The sequence below is a fragment of the Sorangium sp. So ce296 genome, assembly GCF_051529605.1.
Classification (GTDB): Bacteria; Myxococcota_A; Polyangia; order Polyangiales; family Polyangiaceae; genus Sorangium; species Sorangium cellulosum_D.
Map to the genome: position 1 here is coordinate 11,782,338 of NZ_CP150325.1, position 24,335 is coordinate 11,806,672.

A 24,335-nucleotide genomic window follows, 5' to 3' on the forward strand; every position below is an offset into this window, starting at 1 on the left:
CCGCGGGGTTCCGCTGAAGGGAGGGACCCACAACCGCGGGGTCCCGCTGAAGGGAGGGACCCGCAACCGCGGGGTCCCGCTGGATGAAGGGCCCGCACTCGCGGCGCCCCGACCGGGCAGGGAGCTGGAGGAAGCAATGAAGAGCGAAGGCGATCTCGGGGGCGCCGCGCGGGCGCTGCTCGATCGCGACGAGGTGGAAGGGGTTCTGTCCGGGGCGTTCTATACACCCACGGATGCGCCGCGTTCGCGCGCGAAGGGGCGGGCGACCGGCGCTGCGGCCGAGCCGGGGGCTGCGCCGCCGCCCGAGCGACCGCAGCACTACAAGGTCATCTGCATCTCGATGTACACCGAGGATCTCGAGAGGCTGGACGAGATGGTCAGCGCCCTCAAGGCGCGCGGCATGACGAAGGCCAACCGGAGCGCGCTGATCCGACATGCGCTCTCCCAGGTGGACCTCGACAAAATCCCCAAGGGGATTTAAGCGATCCTTCAGGGGACCTCGACGAGGCGAAGACATCGAGGCCAGCTTTTCCTCATCGCGCCGCGGCGCCGGACGGCCGTGCCGGCGTCCTGCGGCACCGGTGGGGCAAAATGGGGCGGCCGGCTTTTCCTCATCGCGCCGCGGCGCCGGATGAGCCGTACCGGTGCCCTGCGGTACCGGTGGGGCAAAATGGGGCGGTCCCGGCCTGCCTCGGGGCGAGCGGCGGAGCGCTGGCTCTGGCGCCGTTGCTCACGGCGTCGCGGCTTTGCGCGTCTGCAGCGGGCCGCCGTGTCGCGCGCGTGTTGCGTGCGGGCCGGGCATGCCCCGTGCTAGCTTCGAAAGCCGAAGCCGAAAGCCTAGCGCCGAACGTCGAGGCTTACCAGAGAGGGAACATGGACCAGAACTACGTAGGATACGGGAGCCGTTCGTCGGTGATCCGTGCCGGCGCGGACTCGCGCGAGCGCTTCCTCGTGCGAACGTACAATCACCTGTTCGGGGCGATCGTGCTCTTCGCCGGGATCGAGGTCGCGCTGTTCAAGACCGGCGCCGCCTCGGTCATCGCCAGGGCGATGATGGGCACGAGCTGGCTGGTGGTGCTCGGAGCGTTCATGCTCGTGAGCTGGCTCGCCAGCCGCGCGGCGCACACCGCGATGTCGAAGCCGGTGCAGTACGCGGCGCTGGTCGGCTACGTGGTCGCCCAGGCGATCATCTTCGTGCCGCTCCTCTACATCGCGGACATGGTCGCGCCCGGCGCGATCCAGAGCGCCGCGATGGTCACGATGGTCGGCTTCGCCGGGCTCACCGCGATCGCGTTCGTGACCCGCAAGGACTTCTCGTTCCTCGGGGCGCTCCTGCGCTGGGGCGGCATCTGCGCGCTCGTCCTCATCGGCGCCTCGCTGCTGTTCGGCTTCCAGCTCGGCACGTTCTTCAGCGTCGCCATGGTCGCGTTCGCCGGCGCCGCCATCCTCTACGACACGTCGAACGTCCTGCACCATTTCCCGGAGGACCGGCACGTCGGCGCCGCGCTCGAGCTCTTCGCGTCCGTCGCCATGCTGTTCTGGTACGTGCTCCGCCTCTTCATCTCCTCCCGCGATTGAGCGGGTGCACGCGCTGCGGATACGGGCCCACCTCGGCGTTTTCGGTGCTCGGCGTACTCAGAGTACGCCTGCGCGCCGAAAACGCCGATCTGGGCCCGTCTCCTGTGCGCGTGCACCCCGCTCGGCCAGCGTCGTGCCGAGCGGAGAAGACGGGGGGCGCGGGGACGGGGCGATCGCGCTCGTGGTGGATCCATCGGAGTGGGAAGGCTTGCAGTCCTGGGGGCGCCGGGGTCTTATCGGGGCCGAGGTGGGCCTGTGAGGAGAGCGGTCGCGTGGGCGCTGGTGGCAGGGATCGGGGCTGCTCTGGGAGGGTGCCGGGGGGAGGGGGCTGAGAAGAAGCAAGGCGCGGGGAATGCGGAGCTCCTCGAGAGGCCGCTCTCGCTGCGTGGGATCAGCCTCGCTGGCGCCGAGTTCGGCGTGGACGCCTTCGGGAAGGGGAACCTGCCAGGGACGCCAGGGGTCCACTACAACTACCCCGATCCCGCGTTCTCCAAGGGCTACACGTCCGCGGACTACTTCATCGCCAAGGGAATGAACACCTTCCGGGTGCCGTTCCGCTGGGAACGCCTGCAGCCCGCGCGCAATCAGCCGCTCAACGCGGCGGAGCTGAACCGGCTCACGACCACCGTCAACACCCTGACCGCCAAGGGCGCTTACGTGGTGCTCGACGTGCACAACTACGCTCGCTACGGGACGGGCGTCGTGGGCGCGGAGATCCCCATCGCGGACTTCGCGGAGTTCTGGGGGAGGCTGGCCGTCGAGTTCAAGGGCAACGCGAAGGTCGTGTTCGCCCTCATGAACGAGCCGCACGACATGCCGACCGAGACGTGGATCGAGGCGGCCAACGCCGCGATCGTCTCCATCCGCGCCGCCGGGGCGACGAACCTCATCCTCGTCCCCGGCAACGGGTGGTCAGGCGCGCACAGCTTCAACGCGACATTCTACGGGACCTCGAACGCCGAGGCGCTCCTCAAGATCGCCGACCCGAAAGGGTACGTCGCGTTCGAGGTCCACCAGCACCTCGACGAGGACTCCTCGGGAAAGTCGCCCACCTGCGTCAGCGAGACCGTCGGGGTCGAGCGCCTGCAGGTGTTCACGGAATGGCTCAGGAAGCACCGCAAGAAGGGATTCCTCGGCGAGTTCAGCGGCGGCTCCAGCGCGGTATGCCTGAAGGCCATCGCCAACGTCGCGATCTACCTGGAGCAGAACAAGGACGTCTACGTGGGCTGGACCTACTGGGCGGCCGGGCCCTCCTGGAAGAGCTACTTCACGTCCCTCGAGCCGAGAGACGGCGCGGACACTCCGCAGATGATCTCGCTGCAGGCCCACCTGTCGGTGTCGACCCGGTAGCGCGGTCGCGCCGCCGCCGCGGGCGCGGCCCGCGCCTCACGCGCCGAGGAGACCCTGGAGAGCTCGCACCAGCGAGAACAGCAGCAGGCCCGTCAGCGCGAGGACGCCCCCGACCGCGACCGCCAGCCCCGCGTAGAAGCCCAGATCCGAGGGCCGCGCGCCGCCCTGGACGCGCGCGGCGAGGTGCGACCGCAGGAGGTCGAGGTTGCGCGCGTTCGCCTTGTACGTCGCGTCGAACAGGTCACCCAGGACGGGAATCGTGCCGATCAGCGTCTCGAGGCCCACGTTGAGCATCATCCGCAGCACCGTCGAGGCGGGGAGACGGTAACGCGTCGCCGCGAGCACGATGTAGATCGAAAGGCCGAAGCCGACGAGATCCCCGACCCCCGGGATCAGCCCGATCACCGCGTCGTAGCCGACCCGGTAGCCGACGCCGGGGATGCGGATCGCGTTGTCCAGGAAGTGGCTGAGCGCGTTCAGGCGTCTCAGCCGCTCGTCCTCGAGATCGACGGTCTTCAGCGTGGCGAGGGGTGTCACAGGCATGGCGGACCGGTCTCCGAGCTCGGGGTAGCTCTCCCTCGCAATGTACGTCGAGCGCCCCACGCCAACCAGGGCATATGCGTTGCTTCTGCGGTACCTCCATGGAGACGACAACGGTCGTGGGAGGCGCCCGGCGGTCGCGCACCTCGGAGATTCTTCTCCTGGGGCAGGCCGCGGGGCTCGGGCTGGTGACGGGAATGCGTTCCATGCTGGGCGTGAGGATCCTCGCGGCCAGCGCGCGGCGCGGCGCGTTCGACGGCCAGCGCGGGAGCTTCTGGCGGGCGATCCGCTCGCCGGCGGCGCAGCGCGCGCTGAGCGTCCTCGCGGGCGGCGAGCTGCTGTTCGACAAGCTGCCCTCGGCGCCGAGCCGGCTCGCCCCGGGTCCGCTCGGCGCGCGCCTCGCGATCGGGGCGGTCCTGGGCGCCGCCGTCGGCACGCAGAGCCCCGAGAAGAACATGCGCGTCGCCGGCGCCGTGATCGGGGCGGCGGCCGCCGCGATCGGCGCGCTCGTCGGGAACCGCGCCCGCACATGGCTCGGCCGCGGGACGCGCATCCCCGGCCCGCTCGCCGCCGTCGCCGAGGACGCGATCGCCTTCGGCCTGGGCGCGCTGGCGGCGCGCCGCTAGTGCCGATCCCGGAGCGCGCACGTCGCGTCCTGCCACAGCGGGGCGCCGCTGCCGTTGCCGTCGCGGCGCCGCGATCCATGCTGGCGCCCGCCATGCCGCCGAGCCCGCGCGCCCGCGTCCGCCGCTCCGGAGCGCGCGGGGCGCTGCTCGGCGTCGCCGGCGCGCTCCTCGGGGCGCTCGGCGCCTCCGCGGCGCACGCGCAGGGGCGGTACGAGTCCGCGCTCCTCGGCGGGCGGTCGGCGCTCCTCGGGGGCACCGGGGTCGTGCTGGGGGTCGACGGCGCCGCGCCCTTCCTGAACCCGGCCACCATCATCCGGATCGAGGACCGCAACATCGCGTTCTCGTCGGCGTTCTTCCGCTACGCGCACCGCACGCTGGAGGCGTGGCACCAGCCAGGTCCGGTCGACGCCGCGCTGTACGGCGATCTCCGGCTCGATCGCGCGACGGTGACCGATCAGGGCCTGGACTCCCTCCCGGACGCGACGTGTTACTTCTTCGACTGGAAGCGCGGGGCGCGCGACGCGGAGCCGCGGCGGGCGCGGGTCGGCCGCCAGACCTTCGCCGCCTGCCTCGCGAAGACCGAGGAGAACGAGTTCGGGTTCGACGCGCTCCGGTTCTCGGGGGAGTCCGCCTCGCGCCGCGTGAACCAGGCGCAGACGTTCCGCTACGCGTGGGGCCGCTTCAGCGCCGGCCCTTCGTGGAGCTACCGCGCCACCGAGCGCCTCGCCGTGGGCGTCTCGCTCTCGGCCGTGCGCACCCGCTACACGAGCGCGCTCGACGTCGCCAGCCTCGTGGAGGACACCGGCACGGGCTCGGCGAGCAGCGTGACGTACCAGGCCGCCCTCTCCGGCGACTCCTGGGACGGGCTCGCGCACCTCGGGGTGACGTACCGGCTGAGCCCGGTGTTCTCCGCCGGGATCAGCGTGCGGACGCCCAGCGTGCACCTCTTCGACGCGCTGGACGCGAGCTATCACGACACGCGCGCCACCGGGACGGCGGCGGTCCGCACCTGGGCCGGGGAAGGGGAGTTCGTGGCCCCGTCGCCGGCGCGCCTGGCAGTGGGCGCGAGCGCGGAGTGGAGCAGGCTGCGCCTGGAGCTCGACGGCTTCTTCTACCTGGGCCAGCGAGAGTTCGTGCGGGCCTCCGTCGATCGGGAGGAGATCGCGGTCGACGGGGGCGCGGTGACGAGCCGGAGGCGGAGCCGGCTCGACATCGTCGAGGGGGCGGCGCCCATCGTCAACGTGGGGCTCGGCGCCGAGGTGTTCCTCACGCGCGACCTCAGCCTGCTGGGCGGCGCAGTCACCGATTTCAACGCGCTGTCGGGCCTGCGGGGCCCCATGTCCGCCGAGTCGAAGCTCTTCCTCGAACGGATGAGCGGCGTGCACGCGTCGCTCGGCCTGGTGTCTTACACGCGGTTCGGCGATCTCGTGTTCGGCGCGCGCTTCGACTACGCGGCGGGGCAGATGGCGGCCGTCAACGCGTTCGCGTCGCCCGTGCGGCTCGATCCGATCGACTGCCGGGAGATCGGCGCGACCCTGGTCCTCGCCGGGCGGATCAGCCTGCGCACGGTCGAGGACGTGGCGCGCGAGATCGGGGACGCCGTGGAGGGCTCGGCCGCGCCGCCGCCCGAGCGCGCCACGCCGCGAGAGCCGATGCGGGCGCCCGCGCAGGAGGACTGAGCGGCGGCGCGCCGCGCGGTCAGGAGCCGCTCTCGTCCGGCTCGACGCCCAGCGCCCGCAGCTGCGCCGCGAGCCGCTCGGCGCGCGCCCGCTCGCGCTCGGCGCGCTCTGCCCCCGTGGGCACCACGCTGCCGTCGGCCGTGTGCCAGCGCAGCCAGCGGTCGTGCCGGCCCTCGTAGACGCCTTCCCACGGGCAGAGCCCCAGCCCGGCAGCCTCGAACCAGGCCCGCTCCATCGGCGCGTACGTGTGCCCGCGCATCTCGAAGGCGCGCAGCGCTGGCCCCCCGAGGTGGCCGGCCGGGTCCCAGACGACGTAGTAAGCGACGCGCATCCACGCGTACCGGCGCCGCTTCAGGCCGAGCTCGTCGCCCTCCCGGTTCGAGACGATCTCGATGACCACGTCGGGCGGCTTGCCGAACTCCCAGAGAAAATAAGACCGGTGCTCCTTCTGCCACCACGCCTCGTGCAGCGCGACGTCCAGGCTGAGCAACACGTCCGGCACGAGCGGCGGCTCCTTCGTCGTGGCGAAGAGCCCGACGTTGGCCGCTGCGAGGAAGCTCCGCCGCTCGCCCTCCTGCGCCGGCGGCGGACCGGACCACGAGCTGTAGAGCGCCTCGGTGAGGAGCCGCTGCTGTTTCTCGGAAGGGAAGTTGTCCAAGGCGTCGTCCTCGGTGACGAGCGCCGACACGTCCGGCCCGACCACCTCGTCCGCGGTCGCGGTGGAGCTCGCCGGCATCGGGGGCATCGCCACCATCGAGGACATCCCAACAACCTTCCTGAACCGGAGCGGTGGTGTCAAGCCGGGGAGCCGTCGCGCCCGCGGACGACGGCGGACGGGGCCGCCTACGGCACGGGCTCGGGCCGATCCGCCGGCGCGATCGGCTCGATGCGCACCCGCTCCTCGTAGAGCGCGCCGCCCTCGCCGATGTCCGTGGTGCGGGCGCGGATCAGCGCGTTGGCGCAGCGGCCGTCGTGGAGGTGGCCGCCCTTCGGGATGAGCGCCACGTCGCGGCGCTGCGCGGGATCGTGGCGCAGCCGCACCGTCATCGCCCCGACGCGCGACACGATCCGGCAGACGGCGCCGTCGGCCACGCCGCCCGCCGCGTCGGGGTGGACCGTCACGACGGCCGGGCCCTGCGCGGGCCTCGCCCACTGCGACGACTGGGACTTGTCGGTGGAGAGCGCCATGAGCGAGAGCGGCAGCTCGCGCGCGTCGGGATCCTCGCGCTCCTCCGGCGCCTCGGTGATGAGGTTGACCCGCCCGCTCGCGGTGGGGAACTTGCGGTCCTCGAACAGCACCTTCGGCGCCAGCGGGTTGCGCACCGGCCCGCGCTCCAGCGCCTCGAGGGTGACGCCGAGCGGCGCGAGCTTCGGCTCCGCGACCCGCCGCTTCCAGTCGCGGGCGCTGCCGTCGAGCGCGTCGCCGAGGCCCACGCGCCGCGCGAGCGCCTGCATGATCTCGAGATCGCTCTTCACCCCGTCCGGGGGCGGGACCACGGGCGTGGCGACGCCGAGGTAGTGGTGGCCATAGGCGCCGAGCACGTCGTCGGCCTCGAGGAGCGTCCGCGTGGGCAGCACGAGGTGGGCGAGCCGCGCCGTGTCCGTGAGGAAGGAGTCGGCGACCACGACGAGCTCGCGCGTCGCGAGCGCCTCCGCGACGGCGCGCGAGTCGGGCAGCATCGCGACCGGGTTGCCGGCGGTCACCCAGACGGCGCGGATCGGCGGGTCGCTCATCCCGAGCACCTCCTGCCCGAACAGCGGCTCGCAGACCGTGCGGGGCGGGGGGCGGTCGCCCTGGAACGACGAGAGATCGAACGCGCCGCGCCGCTTGAAATAGAACGAGACGCCGCCGCCGGGGACGCCGAGGTTCCCGCTCACGGCCGCGAGCGCGTCGAGGGCGCGCACGATCGCCCCGCCCGAGGTGCGCCGGCCCATGCCCCAGCCCACGAGGATCGCCGTCGGCCGGTCGGCGAGGCGTCGCGCGAGGTCCAGGGCGGCGCGCTCGGGCACGTCGGCCTCGCCGCACCACGCGGCGACCGAGCGGCGCCGCGCGAGCGCGCGGAGCTCGTCGAGGTGATCGCAGTACTCCGCGGCGCGCGGATCGAGCCACCCCTCGTCGAAGAGCACGCGGGCGACGGCCATGGCGAGCGCGAAGTCGCCGCCCGGGCGCGGCTGGTAGAACGCCGCGCACAGCGACGCGGTCTTGTGGTGCACCGGATCGATGAGCACGAGCTCCGCGCCGCGCGCCTTGGCCTCGCGCAGCACCGGCAGGGTGTGCGGGCTCGACGTGAAGACGTTCTTGCCCCAGAGGAGGATGTGCCGGGCGTTCTTCAGGTCGGCGAGGTCGTGGCTGTCCTCCTCGCCGAAATCGGCGAGCTGCGCGGCGTCGCCCGCGCCGGAGCAGATGTCGCCGCGCTTCACCGTGACCGGCCCGAAGCGCGCGAAGAAGGCGTCGGCGATCCCGGTGAGGATCCCGAGCGAGCCGCCGCTCCGGTAGTGGAAGATCGCGGCCGGGCCCGACGCGCGGCGGATCTCGAGCAGCCGCTCGGCCGCGGTGTCGAGCGCCTCGTCCCAGGAGACCGGCACGAGCTCGCCGCCCTTGCGGAGCAGCGGCGTGGTCAAGCGCTCGGGCGAGTACTGCGTCTCCAGGAAGCGCGACGTGCGGTAGCAGAGAAAGCCCCGCGTGATCGGGTGGTCCGGGTCGCCGCCGAGGCGCACGACGCGGCCGTCCTCCACGGTGGCCACGATGCTGCAAGCGTCGGGGCAGTCGCGGTTGCAGACGGTCTTGCGGAGCTCCTGCACGGCGGCAGTCTAGATCAGGCGCGCGCGGCCGTACACCCGAGCGGCGCCGCGTCGCCCAGCGCGGCGAGGGGGCCCTGCGCGCCGGCACGGACGTCGATCGCGCGCCGCCAGCGGTGTCGGTCGGACATGGGTGCTCTCTCGCCGAGAGCGATGTCCGACAGAGAGCGATGTCCAACACCGATGGATGGATTGGACCCCTCACCGGATTCGGAGCCTGCCGTCGTCGCCGGCCCCTCCCGTCGTCACCCGCGCTGCGAGGCCGAGGAACGTCGTCGGCGAGCGGCCGGGCGGACGTCGCGACGGCGTGTCGGCGTCGTCGGTGGCAGGCTTGACCCTCGCGATGCGCCGGTGGTTTCATGGTGCGGTGAAGCCGGAGGCCTCGCTCACTCCCAGCGCGATCGCGGCGCCTCCAGGCGTGGCCGTGGCGGGGGTCGCGTGGCGCGCGCGGGGGCGGCTCAACCTCACGGTGATCGCCAAGGCGACCTTCGCCTTCGTCGACGGCGCAAAGATGATCCCCGTCGAGCCGCAGGGGATCATCCACGCCGATATCCACCATCACAACAACCCGGGCCGCAGCGTCCGGCTGACGAGCGACCTCGCGCCCTACCTCGCGCGCGTCGACGTGTTCTTCACGGGCCACGCGCACGCGCCGCCGGGCCTGCCTGCGGGGCCCTTCTCGGTGCGCCTCGCGCTCTTCGCCGGCGAGCGCCCGATCCTCGACAAGGCGCTCTCGATCGAGCCCGGCGGCGCGGACAGGGCGATCCCTCTCGCCTACGAGCGCGCGTTCGGGGGGATCGGCATGGCCGACAACCCGTTCGGCACCCGTTCCCCGACCGTCCTGGACCCCGCGCGGCGCGACCGCCCGGCGGGCTTCGCGCCGCTCGGGAGCGTGTGGCCGTCGCGCACGCGGCTGCTCGGGCGCACGAGCCGCAAGGCGCTCGAGGCGCCCATCCTCGAGATCCCCGACGACTTCGACTGGAGCTACTTCCAGGCGGCACCCCCCGATCAGCGCGTCGAAGCCCTGTGCGGCGACGAGTGGCTCGCGCTCCAGGGGCTCCACCCGACGCTCCCGGTGCTGCGGACGCGCCTCCCCGGGGCGCGCGCCCTCGCGCGCGTCCAGGGCCTCTCCGCGTTCGGCGTCAGGGAGGGGCAGCCGCTCGAGCTCGTGCTCGACACGCTGCACGTCGACGGCGACCGGCAGGCGTGCTCGCTGCTCTGGCGCCGCAGCTTCCCGCTCGCGGGCGAAGCCGCGCTCGCGGCGGTGCGTGTCGTCGTCGGCGTCGAGCTGCCGGGCGCCCCGCCCGCGTCGCTGGCTCCCGCCGAGATGGCGATGGTCGCCCCGCGCGCGGGCGCGACGCCCGAACAGGCCGGGGCGACGGTCGAGCTGCCCGGCGAGGACGGCGAGGCGCGCGAACCGCGCGGCCCCGCCCGGCGCCTCGAGGCTCCCGCCGCGCAGGAGAGCCGAGCCCCCGCCGCGTCGGCGGCCCCGCTCCCGTTCCGGCCGGGGGCCGCGCCGTCGCTCGCGGCGGCGCCCAGCCCGCAGGCGCCTCGCCCGCCGCAGCGGCGTTCCGTCGCGGATACCCATTCGCTCTCCTCCGGCGAACAGGAGCACGCCGTCGCCGAGAGCCTCCTCCCGTTTCGACGCACCGGGCTTTCTCCCGCGCCACCGGCCGCAGCTCCCACGAACGCAGCCGCAGCTCCTGCGCCGCCTGCCGCCGCTGCGGCTCCGTCGCCCGCGGCGGGCGCTCTCGTGCCGCCGCCCGCCGCGGCTCCCGCGGCTCCCGCGGCGCCCGCCGCCGCTCCCGCGCCGCGATCGCCCTGGGGGGGCGCCGCGAGCGACCGCGCGATCGAGCCCGCGCCGCCTCGCAAGGCCCCGAAGCCGCAGAAGCTCGACATCCAGCAGGTCATCTACGGGTCCAGCAAGGGGCGCCGGTAGGCGGTCCTTCTCCACGCTCAAGGGAGCCAGCCGAGCCATGGAAATCCTCGTCGAAACTGCCGGCGCCCCGTGGGCGGGCGTGCGGGTCCGCGCGCTCTCGGGGCGCGAGGAGATCTCTCGGGTCTTCTCGTTCGACCTCGACGTGGTGTGCGATCCGCAGCGGGACCTGCCCGAAGACGCCGTGCCCGGGGCCCCGATCAGCGTCGTCGTCCTCATCGAGGGCGAGGAGATCCGCCGGATCCACGGCATCCTCGGCCAGATCCTCGATCGCCTGGACCCGGAAGCCGAGCGCCGCGCCTACCGCCTCCGCGTCGTCCCGCGTGCGTTCAAGCTGACGCTCGTCGAGACGCAGGAGATCTACGTGGATGCGAGCGTGCCGGACGTGATCCGGCGCAAGCTCGAGCGGCACGGCCTCGGTGCGGGCGACGTCGAGCTCCGCCTCCTCAAGGCGTACCCGCTGCGCGAGCTCATCGTGCAGTACAAGGAGAGCGACCTCGCCTTCATCAGCCGCCTCGCCGAGCACCTCGGGATCTGTTTTTACTTCGAGCACCGGGGCGACCGCGACGTCCTCGTCTTCACCGACCACCCGGGGGGCTTCCGCCCCGTGGAGGGCGCCGCGGAGGTGCAGTTCCGGCCGCGCGGCGAGGCGTCCGACGTCTTCGCCATCGAGGTGACCCGCAAGCTCGTCCCCTCGGCGTACGTGGTGCACGACTACAACTACCGCAAGCCGCTGCTCGATCTCGCCGCGTATCACACGCTCGAGGGGGCGTCGGGCGGGGGAATCGTCGAGTACGGCAGCCACGTCAAGACGGCCGAGGAGGCGAAGGAGCTCGCCCAGATCCGCGCCGAGGAGCGCCTCTCGGGGCAGCGCGTCTACGAGGGCAAGAGCGCGCGGCCGGAGCTCAGCGCCGGGCACCGCACCGTCCTGCGGGAGCACCCGCGGTTCGAGGCGCCCGAGGGCCTGCTCCTCGTCGGGGTCGAGCACACCGCGACGCTGCCCGCCTTCGACGAGGCGGGCGTGGCGGCGTCGTACGCGAACACCTTCACGGCGGTGCCCGCGAGCATCCACTACCGCCCCCCGCGGCGGACGCCGAGGCCGCGCATCCACGGGTTCGTCACCGGCGTCGTGCAGCCCGGCCCCGAGGGCGAGGCCGGCGGCGTCGCGCGCCTCGACGGCGACGGCCGCTACACCGTGCAGTTCCATTTCGACACGGCGCTCCCGGGGGAGCAGAAGAGCTCGCACCCGGTGCGGATGGCGCAGCCCTTCGCCGGGCCGAACCACAACATGCATTTCCCGCTGCGGCCCGGCGCCGAGGTGCTCCTCGTCTTCGCCGACGGCGATCCGGATCGGCCGATCATCGTCGGCGCGGTCCCGAACGCGGCGGCGCCGTCGGCCGTCAACGCCGCGACCGCCGATCGCCACCGCATCACGACGGCCGCCGGGGCGACGATCGAGATCCGCGACCGACGCTGACACGAGATGGAGGATCCCCGCATGAACCGAGCCCCCGCCCCCCCCGAGGCGCGCCTCCGCTGCCTCGACGGCCAGCCCGCGCCGGCCGACGTCGTCCGCGACTGGAGGCGGCTCCTCGACCTGCCTGACAAGGCCCGTCAGGGCCTCTGGGAGATCCTCGCGCCGAGCCTCGCCGGCGCCGTCGACGCGGCGATGGAGAAGCGCGCGGAGGCGTTCTGCCGGCTCTACGACCTCTCGGCGCCGGATCTGCAAGCGAGCCTGCGCGTGTGCCGCTTCGTGCTCTCGCGCGCCAGCAGCCTCGATCTGGCCGCGACCGACGTCGCCGAGGACGTCGCGGCGCTCTCGGGCGACGACGCGCGCGGCGTCGTCGTGCTCTCGTGGTACGAGGCGGCGAAGGCCGTCATCCGGCGGGGTATCCTCGAGGAGTCGATCTTCGATCACGGCAAGGTGCTGGTCGGGCTCGACTGGCGGGTCGACCGCATCGCCGGCTCGGACCGGGGCGTGCACCTCGACGCGCCGCTCGCGGTGCTGACGCTGCGCCTGCGCGACGGGGGCCGCGACGAGCGCACGACGATCTACGTGGCGCCGCCGGCGCTCGGGCAGATCAAGGAGGCGTGCGACCGGATCGAGCGGATGATCGCCGGCGCGCCGCGGCCGCCCTCCGGCGCGCCGAAGGCGCAGGGATAGGCGCCGCGAGGACCGGAGGACCCCCCGAGGAGCAGGCCATGAGCATCTCGATCAACGACGGCGCCAGCTACACCAACTCGACGTCGGTCACGCTCACCCTCACCGCGCCCGCGGGCGCGACGCAGATGCGGTTCAGCAGCGACGGCGCGACCTTCGGCGCGTGGGCGGCGTTCTCGGCCTCCACGAGCTACGCCCTGCCGTCGGGCGACGGCGAGAAGACGGTCTCGGTGCAGTTCGGCGACGGCGGGTCCGCCGTGCTCGGCTCCGCGTCGGCCTCGATCACGCTGGACACCGCGGCCCCGACGGCGGCCTCGATCGCGATCAACGGCGGGGCCGCGGACACGGCGACACAGCAGGTCGCCCTCACGCTCGACGCGACGGACGGGACCTCCCCCGTCGCGAAGGTGCGGCTCAAGAACGAGAGTGGCGAGTGGGGAGCCTGGCAAGCCGCGACCGCCAGCGTGTCGTGGACGCTCTCGGACGGCTACGGCCAGAAGACGGTGAGCGCCCAGTTCCAGGACAGCGCAGGGAACGAGTCGAGCGTGGTGAGCGCGTCGATCGAGTACGTGAAATTCAGCGTCACCGGGACCTGGCTCATCCTCAAGACCCCCGACTACGACGACGCCACGGGCACGCAGACGAGCTATTTCCGCATCGGCGCGTCGGACTCGACCACCGAGAACGCCCTGCTCGACTCGTTCACGCACGCCGACCCCGCGGACAGCACGAAGACGAAGCCGGGCGTGCAGAACGCCGACGACCTCCGCGCCGGAGACCCGGCCAAGACGTACCCGGGCTGGTTCGAGTACACCGACGGCGACCGGACGCTCGTGGTCCGCGGCAACAACCGGGAGAGCATCCAGCTGGACGAGACGGTCCTCATCGGCGGGAACAAGACCGACACGGTCGGCGGCAAGTACCGCCTCAACCTCGGCGCCGGCACGCTCGAGGTGTACAACGCCGATCCCGTCTATCGGGTCGAGTTCTTCGAGCAGGACGTGTACGCGGCCGGGAAGAAGACCTGGCGCAAGCGCGAGATGGGCCACAACTCCAGCGACAGCTACACCTTCGGCGACACCGAGAGCTTCTACGGCGGCTACAAGTTCGACGCGATGTTCGGCATGACGAACACGGTGTTCCTCGGCGGCAAGATCGATCTCAGCCTGGCGCTGGCGCTGACCGCGAGCGTGGGCATGACCGTCGAGTTCGGCGCGGGCCTCAAGTACTCGAACGTCGCGGGCAAGGACATCAGCACGGCGGGCGATCACGAGCTCAAGGCGCGCGACGAGATCCACCTGCGCATCAAGGCCGATCACGAGGGTGTCGGCGGGAGCCGGAACGCGGTGCTCGCCGGGATCGCGGCCGCGACCGCCGTCCCGGTGGCGGTCCTCTCGGGGTGCACCGCCGCGGGGACCGTCGACAGCAGCGGCGTGGCCGCCGTCCCCGCCGGGTGCCTCGGGGGCGCGGCGGCCGCGTTCGCCGTCGGCCTCGTCGCCTCGGTGGTCGTCGCGCTGAAGGACAAGGCCGGGGACCCGAAGTCGCAGACCGAGATCAAGATGGACAAGAAGGGGATCCTCATCGGGCAGAACGACGCGGCGGGAACGAGGCAGAGCGCGATTTACGTGGGGGAGGACGATGGTGGGCCAGGAGGGGTGCTCCTCGCGAACTCCAAGGACTCCTTTGTAGGGCTCGATCCAGACGCGGACATCGTCGTCAACGCGGGGAAGGATATCTATCTCCAGACCGAGGACGGACGCGCGATCCTGAAGCTGATGACCGGCGGCAACGTCCGGCTCAAGAGCTCGAGCGCCAACTTCGATGGACAGATCACCCTGGGCGCCAACAACGCGCTGACCATCCAGTAGGCCGCGCGTGGAGATCCTCAACGACACCGGTCTCAAGCTCGGCTGGCTCGTGGGCCGGGTGCGACCGCCTGCGACCAGCCTGACGGTGATCGTCAAGGGCACCTTCACGCTGGCCCCGAACGCCCCGGCCGCGCTCGCCGCGCCGGGCGATCGGCTCCTGCTCGAGGGCGATCGCCACCTCGACGGCGACCCCGGGAAGAGCCTCGTCTACGCCTCCGATTTCGCCTACTTCAAGCCGCGCGCCGACGTCCTCCTGGTCGGCACCTGCCGCACGCCCCGCGGCGAGGCGCAGCCGGTCTCGTACGCCGCGCTGGAGGTCGGCCGCCTCCGCAAGCGGATCGCGGTGATCGGCGACCGGATCTGGGACGGCGAGGTCGCCACCGAGCCGCGGCCGTTCCGCGCGATGCCGCTCCGGTACGAGCTGAGCTTCGGCGGCGACGGCTTCGCGAAGAACCCGCTCGGGCGCGGCCGCGGCAAGGTCAAGACCGCCGCCGGCGTCGAGCGCTGGCCGCTGCCCAACCTGGAGCTGCCCGGCAGCCTGATCGACTCGCCGCGGCAGACCCCGGACCCCGCGGGCTTCGGCCCGATCGAGCGGACGTGGGCGCAGCGCACCGCCGGCGTCGGCACCTACGACGATCGCTGGCTGATCGAGCGCTGGCCCGGCCTCCCCGAGGACTTCGACTGGGGCTATTTCAACGCCGCCCCGCACGATCAGCAGATCGCGGGCTATCTGCGCGGCGACGAGGCGATCGCGCTCGAGAACCTGCACCCCGAGCTCCCGCGCTACGAATCGCGGCTGCCCGGCCTGCGCGCGCGCTGCTTCGTGGAGGCCGCGGCGCGCGGCAGGGCCGAGATCCGCGAGGTGCCGCTCCACCTCGACACGCTCTGGATCGACATGGACGCGGGCCGGCTCGCCCTCGTCTGGCGCGGCCTCACCCCGATCGCGTCGCGCGCTCACGACGAGCTCCGCCGGGTCCTGCTGGTCGCCGAGCCGCTCGCGGAGCCGCCGCTCCCGGCCTCTCGCTACCGCGATCCCGCGTGGTGGCGGCGCCCGGAGGCGCCCGAGGTCGCCGCGAAGCCGCGCGCTTCCGGCGCGCCCGGCGCGCCCGACGGCGAGCCGGGCAAGCCCGGCGACATCGACCCCGACATCATCGCCGGGCTCGAGCAGGCGCGCGCGATGCTCGAGAAATCCGGGGTCCCGCGCGACGTGATCGAGCGGCTGCGCGGCGTCACCTCGCCCGACGCGTTCCTCGCGATCGTGATCGGAGAGCTGCGGCACGATCCGGAGGCCGCGGCGCGGCTCGAGCGCGACTCGCGCGAGCAGACGCGGCGGCTGCTCGTCGAGCACGGCCACGATCCCGCGCTGCTCGACGAGCCGGCGCGGCCCGAGGACCGGCCCGCCGCCGCGGCGGCGCTCACGCGCGAGGAGGTCGCGGCGCGCGCGAAGGGCGGGCGCAGCTTCGCCGGCGCGAGGCTCGCGGGCCTCGATCTGTCGGAGCTCGACCTGCGCGGGCTCGTCTTCACGCGCGCGGATCTCACGGGCGCGCGCCTCCGAGAGGCTCGCCTCGACGGCGCCGATCTGACGGGCGCCCGCCTCGAGCGGGCCGATCTCACGCGCGCCTCGCTCGCGCGCGCCGTCGCCGTCCAGGCCGAGCTCTTCGGCGCCGACCTCACGGGCGCGGACCTCTCCGCGGCCAACCTCTCGGAGGCCGGCCTCCGCGGCGCGGCGCTCCCGGGCGCCAGGCTCGACGAGGCCGATCTCACGGGCGCCACGCTCGCGCAGGCGAACCTCGAGCGCGCGTCGCTGCGCGAGGCCGAGCTCGGCGGCGCCAACCTCGCGGAGGTCCGGGCGCGCGGGGCGAACGCCCGAGGGGCCCGCCTCCGCGGCGCGAGGCTCACCGCCGCCGACCTGCGCGGCGCCTCGCTCGACGCGGCCGATCTCACGGGCTGCGCGCTGGACGGCGCGCAGCTCGGCGGCGCGTCGCTGCGCGAGGCCTCGCTCTACGGCGCCTCGGGCGAGCGCGTCTCCATGGCGGAGGCCGATCTCACGGGCGCGCGCGCCGTCGACGGCGCGTCGTTCCGGCGCGTCGATCTCCGCGCGGCGAGGGCCGACGGGTCCAGCTGGACCGGCGCGTCGCTCCGCGAGGCCGATCTGCGCGGCGCGACGCTGATCCGCGCCGATCTCTCGGGCGCCGACCTGTCGGGCGCGAACCTGCACCGCGCCGTCCTCAAGAACGCCAACCTGAGCAAGGCGAAGCTCGACGCGGCGCTGCTCACCGCGGTCAACCTGTTCCAGGCCACGCTCGAGCAGGCCAACCTGACCCGCGCCGACCTCCGCGGCTCGAACCTCTACGGGTGCGAGCTGCTCGACGCGGTCCTTGCCGAGGCGCGGCTCGAGGGCGCGAACCTGAAGGCGACGAAGCTCGCCGGGCGGAGCGCGGGATGACCGCGGTCGCCCCCGGCAAGGACGTGGCGGCCCTGCTCGACCGCCTCCGCGCGAGCCCGGCGCCGGGTCCTCCGGTGTTGCCGGAGATCGATCTCGCCGGCGCCGACCTGCGCGGCGCGCCCCTCGAGAAGGTGGCGCTCCACCGCGTCCGCCTCGCCGGCGCGGATCTCTCGGGGGCGCGGCTCGCGGGGGCGATGTTCATCTCGTGCGATCTCCACGGCGCGAAGCTCGCGGGCGCCGATCTCGCGGGCGCGGTGTTCAGCTCGCTCGACGTCGCGGTGGATCGCGAGGCCGTCGTGGAGGTCCCGCTCGACGCCGCCGGGCTCGCGCGCGAGCAGGTCGACGCGCTCGCCGGCGCGGGCGTGCGCGGCTTGCAGCGCCGGCTCCTCGACCTCGGGGGCGCCGATCTCACGGGCGCGCGGCTCCAGGGGGCCGTGCTCGAGGGGGTCGATCTCGCCGGGGCGCGGCTCGCCGGCGCCGATCTCACCGGCGCGATCCTCGAGCGCTGCACCCTCACCGCGGCGTCGCTCGAGGGAGCGCGGCTCGACCGGGCCTCCGTCAGCGACGGCAAGCTCGCCGGCGCGGATCTCTCCGGCGCGCACCTCGCGGAGGCCGCGCTCTCGGGCTGCGACCTCTCCGCGGCGCGCCTCGACCGCGCGACCCTCCGCGCCGTCCGGATCGAGCGCTGCGACCTCGGCGGCGCGTCGTTCCGCGGAGCGCACCTCGACGGCGCCGCCCTCGTCGAGGTCACGCCCGCGGCGCCGCCGCTCGCGGGCGCGCGGGTCGACCGCCTCCGGCTCGACGGCGCGTCGCTCTCCGCGCTCGGCGCGCTCGCGGGCGATCACGGCGGCGGCCGGCTCGCGCGCTGCGACCTCCGCGGCATGGATCTCACCGGCGGCAGCTTCGCCCGGGCCGAGCTCGCGGGGAGCGACCTCGCGGGCGCGAAGCTCGCGGGCGTCGATTTCACCGGCGCCGACCTCCGCGGCTGCGAGCTCGGCGGCGCCGACCTCCGGCGGGCGCGGCTCGCCAAGGCCTCGCTGTCGGCGGCGAAGCTCTCGCGCGCCAGGCTCGACGGCGCGATCCTGGACGGGGCCGACCTCACCGGCGCGATCCTCGCCGGCGCCGAGCTGCGCGGGATCTCGGCGGAGGGCGTCGATCTCACGAGGGCTGACCTGACCGACGCCGTCCTCGACCGGACGGCGCTCACCGACGGCACGCTCACCGGCGCGAAGCTCTCGCGCGCGAGCCTCCAGGGCGCGGTGCTCGACGGGTGCGACGCGAGCGGCGCCGTCCTCGAGGGCGCGATTCTCGCCGGGGCCCGCCTGCTGACGAGCAGGCTCGCGGGCGCGAAGCTCGCGGGCGCCGATCTCCGGCGGGCGAGGCTCACGGGCGTCGATCTCTCGGGCGCCGATCTCTCGAAGGTCAAGCTCGAGGCCAACGCCTTCGTGCGCTGCCGCCTCGCGGGCGCCGACCTCCGCGGCGCCGACCTGTCGGGCGCCGATCTCACCGACGCCGATCTCTCCGGCGCCGATCTCACGGGCGCGCGGCTGCACGGCGCCACGCTGATCCGCGCGGACGCGAGCGGCGCTGCGCTCCACCGCGCGGCGATGAGCCGCGCCGACGCCGGGGCCGCGAACTTCAGCGGGAGCAAGCTGCAGCAGGCCGACCTGCGCGAGGCGAACCTCCGCAGGGCGTACCTCGAGGGGGCGGCGCTCGGGGGCGCGAACCTCTCCGGGGCCGACCTGCGCGAGGCCATCCTGGTGCGCGTCGACGCCCCGCGCGCGCTCTTCTGCAGGGCCCGGCTGGGCTACGCCGATCTCTCGCACGCGCGGCTCGCGGACGCGGACTTCGCGCAGGCCGACGTGGCGGGCGCCAACCTGCACCGGATCGACGATCCCGGCGCGCTCTGGGCGCTCGCCAACCGCGAGCAGGCCCGGGGCACCGATCCGGAGCTGGCCGCTGCCGAGGACTGGCAGCCGCCCAGCGCGTAGTCACCCGAAGCGGAGAGACGATGTCGAAGCCTGCCTTGTCCAGCGTGAGCCCGAAGGAAGCGACCGCGAGCTACGTGCGGCGCGCCGCCGTGGTCGAGGTCGCGAGCGAGCGGCGATGCGTCGTGCGCGTCGAGCACGAGGGCCGCGCCCTCGAGCTGAGCGCGGTGGTGGCAATGTCCCCGCTGCCCCGGCTCGAGGCGGGTCATCCTGTGCTGGTGACCGGAGAGGACCTCGAGCGCTGCTACGTCGTCGGCGTGCTCGGCGACGAGGCGGTCCCTGCCTCGGAGCGGCGGCTCACCACGCGGTCCGGCGCCTCGGCGGCCGTGTCCGCCGACGGCGAGCGCGAGCGCATCGAGGTGCGCGACCCGGGCGGGCGCCTGGTCTTCGAGTATCGCCCCGATCTCGGCCGCGGCCTGCTCTCCGTGCCCGCGGGCGATCTCGCGCTCGCCGCGCCGCAGGGGAACATCGATCTCGTCGCCGGGGGCGCGATCCGGTGCCGCGGCGCGGGCGGGGTGACGCTCGAGGCCGGCGACGGGGAGGCGGGCGCGCGGCCGTCGCTCGCGCTGGGGCAGACCGAGGCGCGGCTCGGCGCCCGTGCGCTGAAGCTCGTCGGCGAGCGGGCCGAGGTGCTCTTCGCGGAGGCGAGCTATCGAGGCGTCCAGCTCTCGGCGGCGGTCGAGCAGGTGAAGGTGGTGGCGGACCGGATGGAGACGCTCGCGGCCCACGTCTTCGAGCGGCTCAAGCGCTCCTTCCGCCGCGTCGAGGACCTCGACGAGCTCCTGGCCGGGCGCGTGCGCGCGCGCGTCTCCGGGGCCTATTCGGTCAAGGGGGGTCACGCCTCGATCGAGGCCGAGGACGACGTGAAGATCGACGGCAAGCGCATCCACCTCGGATGAGCGGAGGAGGGCCGATGTTTCCCATCGCGACGAGGCAGGGAGGGACGTGCGAGGCCTTCCCGGACACGTGCAAGACCCCGGCGCCGCCGGCCCCGCCCGTGCCGGTGCCCTACCCGAACACCGCGCAGCTCGTGCAGGCCAACCCGGGGACCTGCGCGAAGAAGGTGAAGGTGTTGAACCAGCCGGTGATCACCAAGCAGACGGTGATCCCGATGAGCGCCGGCGACGAGGCCGGAGCGGCGGGCGGCGTGGTCTCCGGCACGATCAAGGGCCCCGTGCAGTTCAAGCAGGGGTCGGCGAAGGTCAAGGTGGAGGGGCAGCCGGTCGTCTTCCAGACGTGCATGACCGCGCACAACGGCACGAACGCCAACATGCCCGCGGGCGTGCACTCGTCTCCATCGCAGACCAAGGTGTCTGTCGCGATGTAGGCCGTGGCCACCGCGCGCGACGACCGCCCTCCCCGGGCGGCCTAGGGTGGGGTGGGGGAGGTGTTCAGTCCGCGGCGAGACGCTCGGGGGCGTAGTCGCGCGAGTCGTCGCCGGAGACCTCCTGGGCGATCGCGCGGAGCTGCTCGTAGCGCTCGCGCAGCAGCGACCACAGCCGATCGCGGATGTCGCGCGAGTCGAGGCGCTCCGGCGCGCGGGTGTTGCTGAGCAGCCACTTCGCGGTGCCGTTGATCCGGGTCACCTCCTCCCGGGTGAGGGAGATCCGGCCTTGCACGTGGTTCCACCGGTCCAGGATGAGGTTGGTGATGGTGGCCGCCGCGCTCGCGGGATCGCCGGCGACGAGCGCGCGGCGGACGATGCCGTAGGTCTCCGGGACGATGCCGCGCGGGAAGCAGGCCTCGGCCGCCGCGAGCGTCGGGCGCAGCGCCTCGTAGAGCTGGTCGAGCCGCTCCGTCACCTCGGCCGGCGGCGCGCTCTCGGGCTGCATCCGCGCCACCGCGTAGTCGAGCGCCATCGCGAGCTCCGGCAAGCTGCGGATCGCGTCGAAGCGAGACTTCGGCAGCCGGCGCCGGTGGCGCGCCGGATCGCGCGTCACGGACTGCACGGCGCGCCGGACGATCGCGAGCACCCCGCCCGCGTCCCCGCGGAAGGCCTGCACGTTCGCCGCGGGGAGGTCGCTGGCCGGCATCGCGTACCGCTCGTAGCGCTCCCGATCCAGGCTCTCGTCGCCCCGGGAGCGCGGCTCGACGGAGAGCGGCCCGACGCTGGCGGACGAGGCCGGCTCCATCCGCTCCGAGCCCGGCTGCTCCGAGCTCGCCTGCTCCGCGCCCGCCTGCTGCGGCCGGTCCGTCTCGGGGCGCTCGCCCTCCGCGCGGGGGCGCTCCTCCGGAGCGGGCGCTCCAGCGGTTTGCCGTGTCTCTTCCGGACCGGTCTCGACCGGACCGGACGTCGTGCTCTGGGCGGTGCTCTCGGCCTCGAGCGGTGTGGACCGAAGCGCTGGATCCCGCAGCGCCTCGAGGTCGTCTCGCGCACGCGTCATCCGGGCCATCGTACGTAAGTCGGCGCGACGGCACAAGATCCGCGGCCGCTCGCTCGCCGCGATCGTCGTCGTCGTCCAGCACCCCGCGCGCGGGCCCTGCGCGGCGGCGCCGACCTCGCACGGAGGGCGCCGACCTCGCACGCGGGGCGTCGCCCGCCTCGGGAGGCGGCCCTCGTCGGCGGGCGCCGATCGGCGCCGATCAAGCGTCGAGCGCGTCCCAGAAGGTGCGCAGATCGTCCGAGAGCGGCGCCTCGATGCGCACGCGTTCGCCTGTCGCCGGGTGCGTGAGCTCCAGGAGCGCGGCGTGGAGGGCGTGGCGGTCGAGCTCGAGCGCGCGGCGGTCGTCGTCGGTGAGCTCGCCGTCGGCGCCGCGCGCGAACAGCCCCTCGTCCGGCCCGTAGAGCTTGTCGCCCACGAGCGTCAGGCCGCTCGACGCGAGGTGGACCCGGATCTGGTGCTGCCGGCCGGTCTCGAGGGTGCACTGGATCATCGAGTAGCGCCGGCCGGTGAGCGGGTCGGCGCGGCGGCCCAGCACCTCGCAGGCGGTGGCCGACGCAAGGCCGCGGCCCGGCGGCGCGATGCGCATCTTCACTTTGTAGCGGCTCCCGGTGTCGAGCTCGAGCGGCAGCTCGACGCGGAAGTCGTCGCGCTCGGGCCAGCCCCAGGCGATCGCCACGTAGCGCTTGAGGACGCCGGTGCGCTCCTCGAACTGCGCCTTCACCGTCCGATCGGCCTCGGGAGTCCGGCAGAGGAGGAGCACGCCGCTCGTCTCGCGATCGAGCCGGTGCGCCAGGAACAGCCGCTCTCCGGGGCGCGCGGCCTCCATCATTTTGATGACGGTGCTCTTGTGGTAGCGCGCCGTGGGGTGCACGGGCAGGCTCGGCGGCTTGTTCACCGCGAGCAGCGCGTCGTCCTCGTGGAGCACCGGGATCGCCGTGTCGGGCGCTTGCTCGTCCCACGGCGCGCGCCAGAGGAGGATGCACTGCTCCGGCCGCACGCGATCGCTGCCGCGCAGGCGCCGCGCCTCGGGCGAGTAGGCGCCGCGGGCGACGATCTCGGCGGCGCGCGTGCGGCTCGTCCGCTTGAGCTGCGACTGCACGAACCGGTCGAGCCGCATGCCCGCCGACTCGGGCGGCACGCGGAGCACGGTGACGACCGACCCTTCCGGCACCTCCTCCGGCCGCACCACCTGGGTGCCGCGGCCGAAGGGGCCGCTCGTCCCGGCGAGCTCCCGCGCGCTGATCCTGGTCATGGGTCGAGGTTGGCGTACGGCTTTAGCAAAAGCGCCGCCCGCGTGCGCGGAAAAGGCGCCGCCGGCGCGCGCGGCGCGCGCGGCGTCGAGCGCGCGGCGGCGCGTCGCTCACCGCGGGTCGATGATCTCGCAGGGGAAGTTGAACGAGATGCCCTGCGTCGCGGCCTTGAGCTTCTCGCAGGCGTCGCCGACGAGGACGAGCTGGGTGGGGCTCTCCATGGTCCAGCCGTTCTGCGCGTCGTAGGGCACGGGCATGCCGTCGATGAGCACCTGGCCCTCCGACGCGTGATCGAGATCGACCGCGATCGAGCCCTGGAGGTCGAACGTGCAGCTCTTGGCGCCGGAGATGGCCGCGTTGAGCTCGTTTTCCAGGGCGTCCGCGTTGGTGGGATCCGGCGTGTAGTACATCGCGGTGCCGCCCACGTCGGCGTAGGTGCCGGCGCCGGTGAAGCAGGACTGGGTCGTGTTCTGCGGCCGCCGGACCGGCTGGCCGGCGCCGGCGTTCGCGAGGTCCTGGAGGTGCTCGGCGAAGTCGCCGTCGCCGAGGCCGAAGACGAACGTCCCGATGCCTTGCTCGTACGCCGACTGCACCGCGCCTACGACGTCGTCGCGCGCGCAGACGGAGGGCCCGTCGTCGCAGCGATCGGGCTCGCCGTCGGTGACGAAGAGGATGTACTTGGGGCCGGGCTCTCCGAACGCGAGGAGATCGGGGATGATCGTCTCGTTGAACGTCATGCCGGTCGGCGTCTCGAGCTTCTGGCCCGGCCGCATGGAGGCCAACTCGTACGCGGCCGCGATGTCGGCGTGGCTGTTGAGGGCGATGGCGTCGGTCCCGGCGAGCAGCGGGCACTGATCCGGGGCGATCCCGGTGAACGTGAGGAACCCGAAGCGCACCTTCGCCTGCAGGCTCTCGACCACGTTGAGCACGGCGGTCTTCAGCGGGTCCCAGAAGCCGCTGTCGTACATGCTGCCGGAGCGATCGACGACGATCATGACGGTCGGCGTCTGCGGCTCGAAGGCGATGTCGAGCTGCTGGCAGCTGCCGCCGGCGCCGCCGTTCCCGCTGGTTGCGAGCAGGCCGCCGCCGCTGCCGACGAAGATCGGCTCCTCGCCGCCGCCGCCCGTTGAGCCGCCGCCGCTGGTGGTCGCGCCGCCGCCGCTGCCGCTGATGCCGCTCGAGGCGCCGGAGCCTTGGGATGAGGAATCGCCGTCGTTGGTGCCGCTACAGCTCAAGGCGATGCCGGCGGCGACGAGGGCGAGGGACCAAGAGAGCCTGGGGAAGATAAGTGTGCTGCTCACGAGGTAAAGATACACAGGCCGGGACGGCGTGTCTGCGCCGCGCACGACCCCGGCGGCGGATGCGGCACAGGTGGAAAGATGCTCCGCGCGGAGAACGCAGCGCCGCCCGTGCGGCGACACCCGGGCGGCGGCCAGCGCGCAGCGCTGCTTTCATGGCTGCGTCTCGGAGCGGGCGATTGCCCAGGAGCGCGTCCGCAGGGGCACCTGGGAGTAGCGCAACATGCAGGAGGGTCTGCGCGGGTCGAGTTTAAAGTAAAAAATCATACAGAAGTGTCTGCGAAACTGCACCTGGAAGTAAGCCATCATTCAGAAATGTGTACGGGAGGTACTCCCGGATGCAGTTCGGCTTACAAATTTGTGTGCGGCGGCGGTCCGATGCGTGCCGGCGCAGGGGCGGGTGGGTGCGGAGCGTGTCCGGCCGCCGCGGCG

At 73.5% G+C, this 24,335-nt stretch carries 19 protein-coding genes; 13 read left to right on the forward strand and 6 right to left on the reverse strand.

The genetic code is table 11. The annotated features are described in order from the left end of the window. The first annotated feature begins 136 nt into the window (after positions 1 to 136). The 3 genes from WME98_RS43460 (at position 137) to WME98_RS43470 (ending at position 2,928) form a co-directional block, all read left to right on the forward strand. Entirely contained in the window at positions 137 to 481 is a 345-nt protein-coding gene (locus tag WME98_RS43460; RefSeq protein ID WP_437338384.1) for a hypothetical protein, read from the forward strand. 392 nt (positions 482 to 873) lie between these two features. Further along, positions 874 to 1,578: a Bax inhibitor-1/YccA family protein gene (locus tag WME98_RS43465; RefSeq protein WP_061624837.1), complete on the forward strand. Its 705-nt coding sequence runs from the start codon at positions 874 to 876 to the stop codon at positions 1,576 to 1,578. Positions 1,579 to 1,833: 255 nt separating this feature from the next. Further along, positions 1,834 to 2,928, forward strand: coding sequence for a glycoside hydrolase family 5 protein (locus tag WME98_RS43470; protein WP_437947512.1), 1,095 nt, complete (start codon positions 1,834 to 1,836; stop codon positions 2,926 to 2,928). Between the two features lie 36 nt (positions 2,929 to 2,964). On the opposite strand, the gene WME98_RS43475 is transcribed toward WME98_RS43470, so the two are convergent. Then, on the reverse strand, positions 2,965 to 3,471 hold the full coding sequence (locus WME98_RS43475) for a DUF4112 domain-containing protein (RefSeq protein ID WP_437947513.1): 507 nt from the start codon (positions 3,469 to 3,471) through the stop codon (positions 2,965 to 2,967). 194 nt (positions 3,472 to 3,665) lie between these two features. Between WME98_RS43475 and WME98_RS43480 the strand changes: the two genes are divergently transcribed. Beyond that, complete coding sequence (locus tag WME98_RS43480) at positions 3,666 to 4,094, forward strand: DUF4126 domain-containing protein (RefSeq protein ID WP_437947514.1); 429 nt, start codon at positions 3,666 to 3,668, stop codon at positions 4,092 to 4,094. Positions 4,095 to 4,171: 77 nt separating this feature from the next. Further along, positions 4,172 to 5,773, forward strand: a complete 1,602-nt coding sequence (locus WME98_RS43485) for a hypothetical protein (protein ID WP_437947515.1) — start codon at positions 4,172 to 4,174, stop codon at positions 5,771 to 5,773. A 19-nt stretch (positions 5,774 to 5,792) separates the two neighbouring features. Here the strand turns inward: WME98_RS43485 and WME98_RS43490 are convergent, their stop codons facing one another. Both WME98_RS43490 and WME98_RS43495 read right to left on the reverse strand, forming a co-directional pair. Further along, positions 5,793 to 6,536 (reverse strand): Uma2 family endonuclease, encoded by a 744-nt coding sequence (locus tag WME98_RS43490; protein WP_437947516.1) that lies wholly within the window; start codon positions 6,534 to 6,536, stop codon positions 5,793 to 5,795. A gap of 80 nt (positions 6,537 to 6,616) precedes the next feature. Further along, positions 6,617 to 8,575, reverse strand: coding sequence for a molybdopterin-dependent oxidoreductase (locus tag WME98_RS43495; protein WP_437947517.1), 1,959 nt, complete (start codon positions 8,573 to 8,575; stop codon positions 6,617 to 6,619). Between the two features lie 319 nt (positions 8,576 to 8,894). Between WME98_RS43495 and WME98_RS43500 the strand changes: the two genes are divergently transcribed. From WME98_RS43500 to WME98_RS43535, 8 genes are read left to right on the forward strand one after another with little or no spacing between them, the layout of a single operon-like run. Then, positions 8,895 to 10,511 carry a DUF2169 family type VI secretion system accessory protein gene (locus tag WME98_RS43500; protein WP_437947518.1) on the forward strand — a complete coding sequence of 539 codons (1,617 nt, stop codon included), beginning with the start codon at positions 8,895 to 8,897 and terminating at the stop codon, positions 10,509 to 10,511. 37 nt (positions 10,512 to 10,548) lie between these two features. Further along, complete coding sequence (locus tag WME98_RS43505; RefSeq protein WP_437947519.1) at positions 10,549 to 11,985, forward strand: type VI secretion system Vgr family protein; 1,437 nt, start codon at positions 10,549 to 10,551, stop codon at positions 11,983 to 11,985. A gap of 21 nt (positions 11,986 to 12,006) precedes the next feature. Further along, the gene (locus WME98_RS43510) at positions 12,007 to 12,672 is read left to right on the forward strand and encodes a COMM domain-containing protein (protein WP_437947520.1); all 666 of its coding nucleotides are present in this window, start codon (positions 12,007 to 12,009) and stop codon (positions 12,670 to 12,672) included. A 38-nt stretch (positions 12,673 to 12,710) separates the two neighbouring features. Then, the gene (locus tag WME98_RS43515; RefSeq protein ID WP_437947521.1) at positions 12,711 to 14,537 is read left to right on the forward strand and encodes a hypothetical protein; all 1,827 of its coding nucleotides are present in this window, start codon (positions 12,711 to 12,713) and stop codon (positions 14,535 to 14,537) included. A gap of 7 nt (positions 14,538 to 14,544) precedes the next feature. After that, positions 14,545 to 16,983 carry a DUF2169 family type VI secretion system accessory protein gene (locus tag WME98_RS43520; protein WP_437947522.1) on the forward strand — a complete coding sequence of 813 codons (2,439 nt, stop codon included), beginning with the start codon at positions 14,545 to 14,547 and terminating at the stop codon, positions 16,981 to 16,983. Continuing rightward, complete coding sequence (locus tag WME98_RS43525; protein WP_437947523.1) at positions 16,980 to 18,974, forward strand: pentapeptide repeat-containing protein; 1,995 nt, start codon at positions 16,980 to 16,982, stop codon at positions 18,972 to 18,974. The genes WME98_RS43520 and WME98_RS43525 overlap by 4 nt, the downstream gene beginning before the upstream one ends. Before the next feature lie 20 nt (positions 18,975 to 18,994). Beyond that, positions 18,995 to 19,870, forward strand: coding sequence for a DUF3540 domain-containing protein (locus WME98_RS43530; RefSeq protein ID WP_437947524.1), 876 nt, complete (start codon positions 18,995 to 18,997; stop codon positions 19,868 to 19,870). A gap of 14 nt (positions 19,871 to 19,884) precedes the next feature. Continuing rightward, on the forward strand, positions 19,885 to 20,298 hold the full coding sequence (locus WME98_RS43535; protein WP_061624628.1) for a PAAR-like domain-containing protein: 414 nt from the start codon (positions 19,885 to 19,887) through the stop codon (positions 20,296 to 20,298). A gap of 64 nt (positions 20,299 to 20,362) precedes the next feature. Here the strand turns inward: WME98_RS43535 and WME98_RS43540 are convergent, their stop codons facing one another. From WME98_RS43540 to WME98_RS43550, 3 genes are all read right to left on the reverse strand, one after another. Further along, positions 20,363 to 21,355, reverse strand: a complete 993-nt coding sequence (locus WME98_RS43540) for a hypothetical protein (protein WP_437947525.1) — start codon at positions 21,353 to 21,355, stop codon at positions 20,363 to 20,365. Between the two features lie 199 nt (positions 21,356 to 21,554). Continuing rightward, complete coding sequence (locus WME98_RS43545) at positions 21,555 to 22,607, reverse strand: RluA family pseudouridine synthase (protein ID WP_437947526.1); 1,053 nt, start codon at positions 22,605 to 22,607, stop codon at positions 21,555 to 21,557. 108 nt (positions 22,608 to 22,715) lie between these two features. Next, positions 22,716 to 23,906, reverse strand: a complete 1,191-nt coding sequence (locus WME98_RS43550) for a vWA domain-containing protein (RefSeq protein ID WP_437947527.1) — start codon at positions 23,904 to 23,906, stop codon at positions 22,716 to 22,718. Between the last annotated feature and the right edge of the window lie 429 nt (positions 23,907 to 24,335).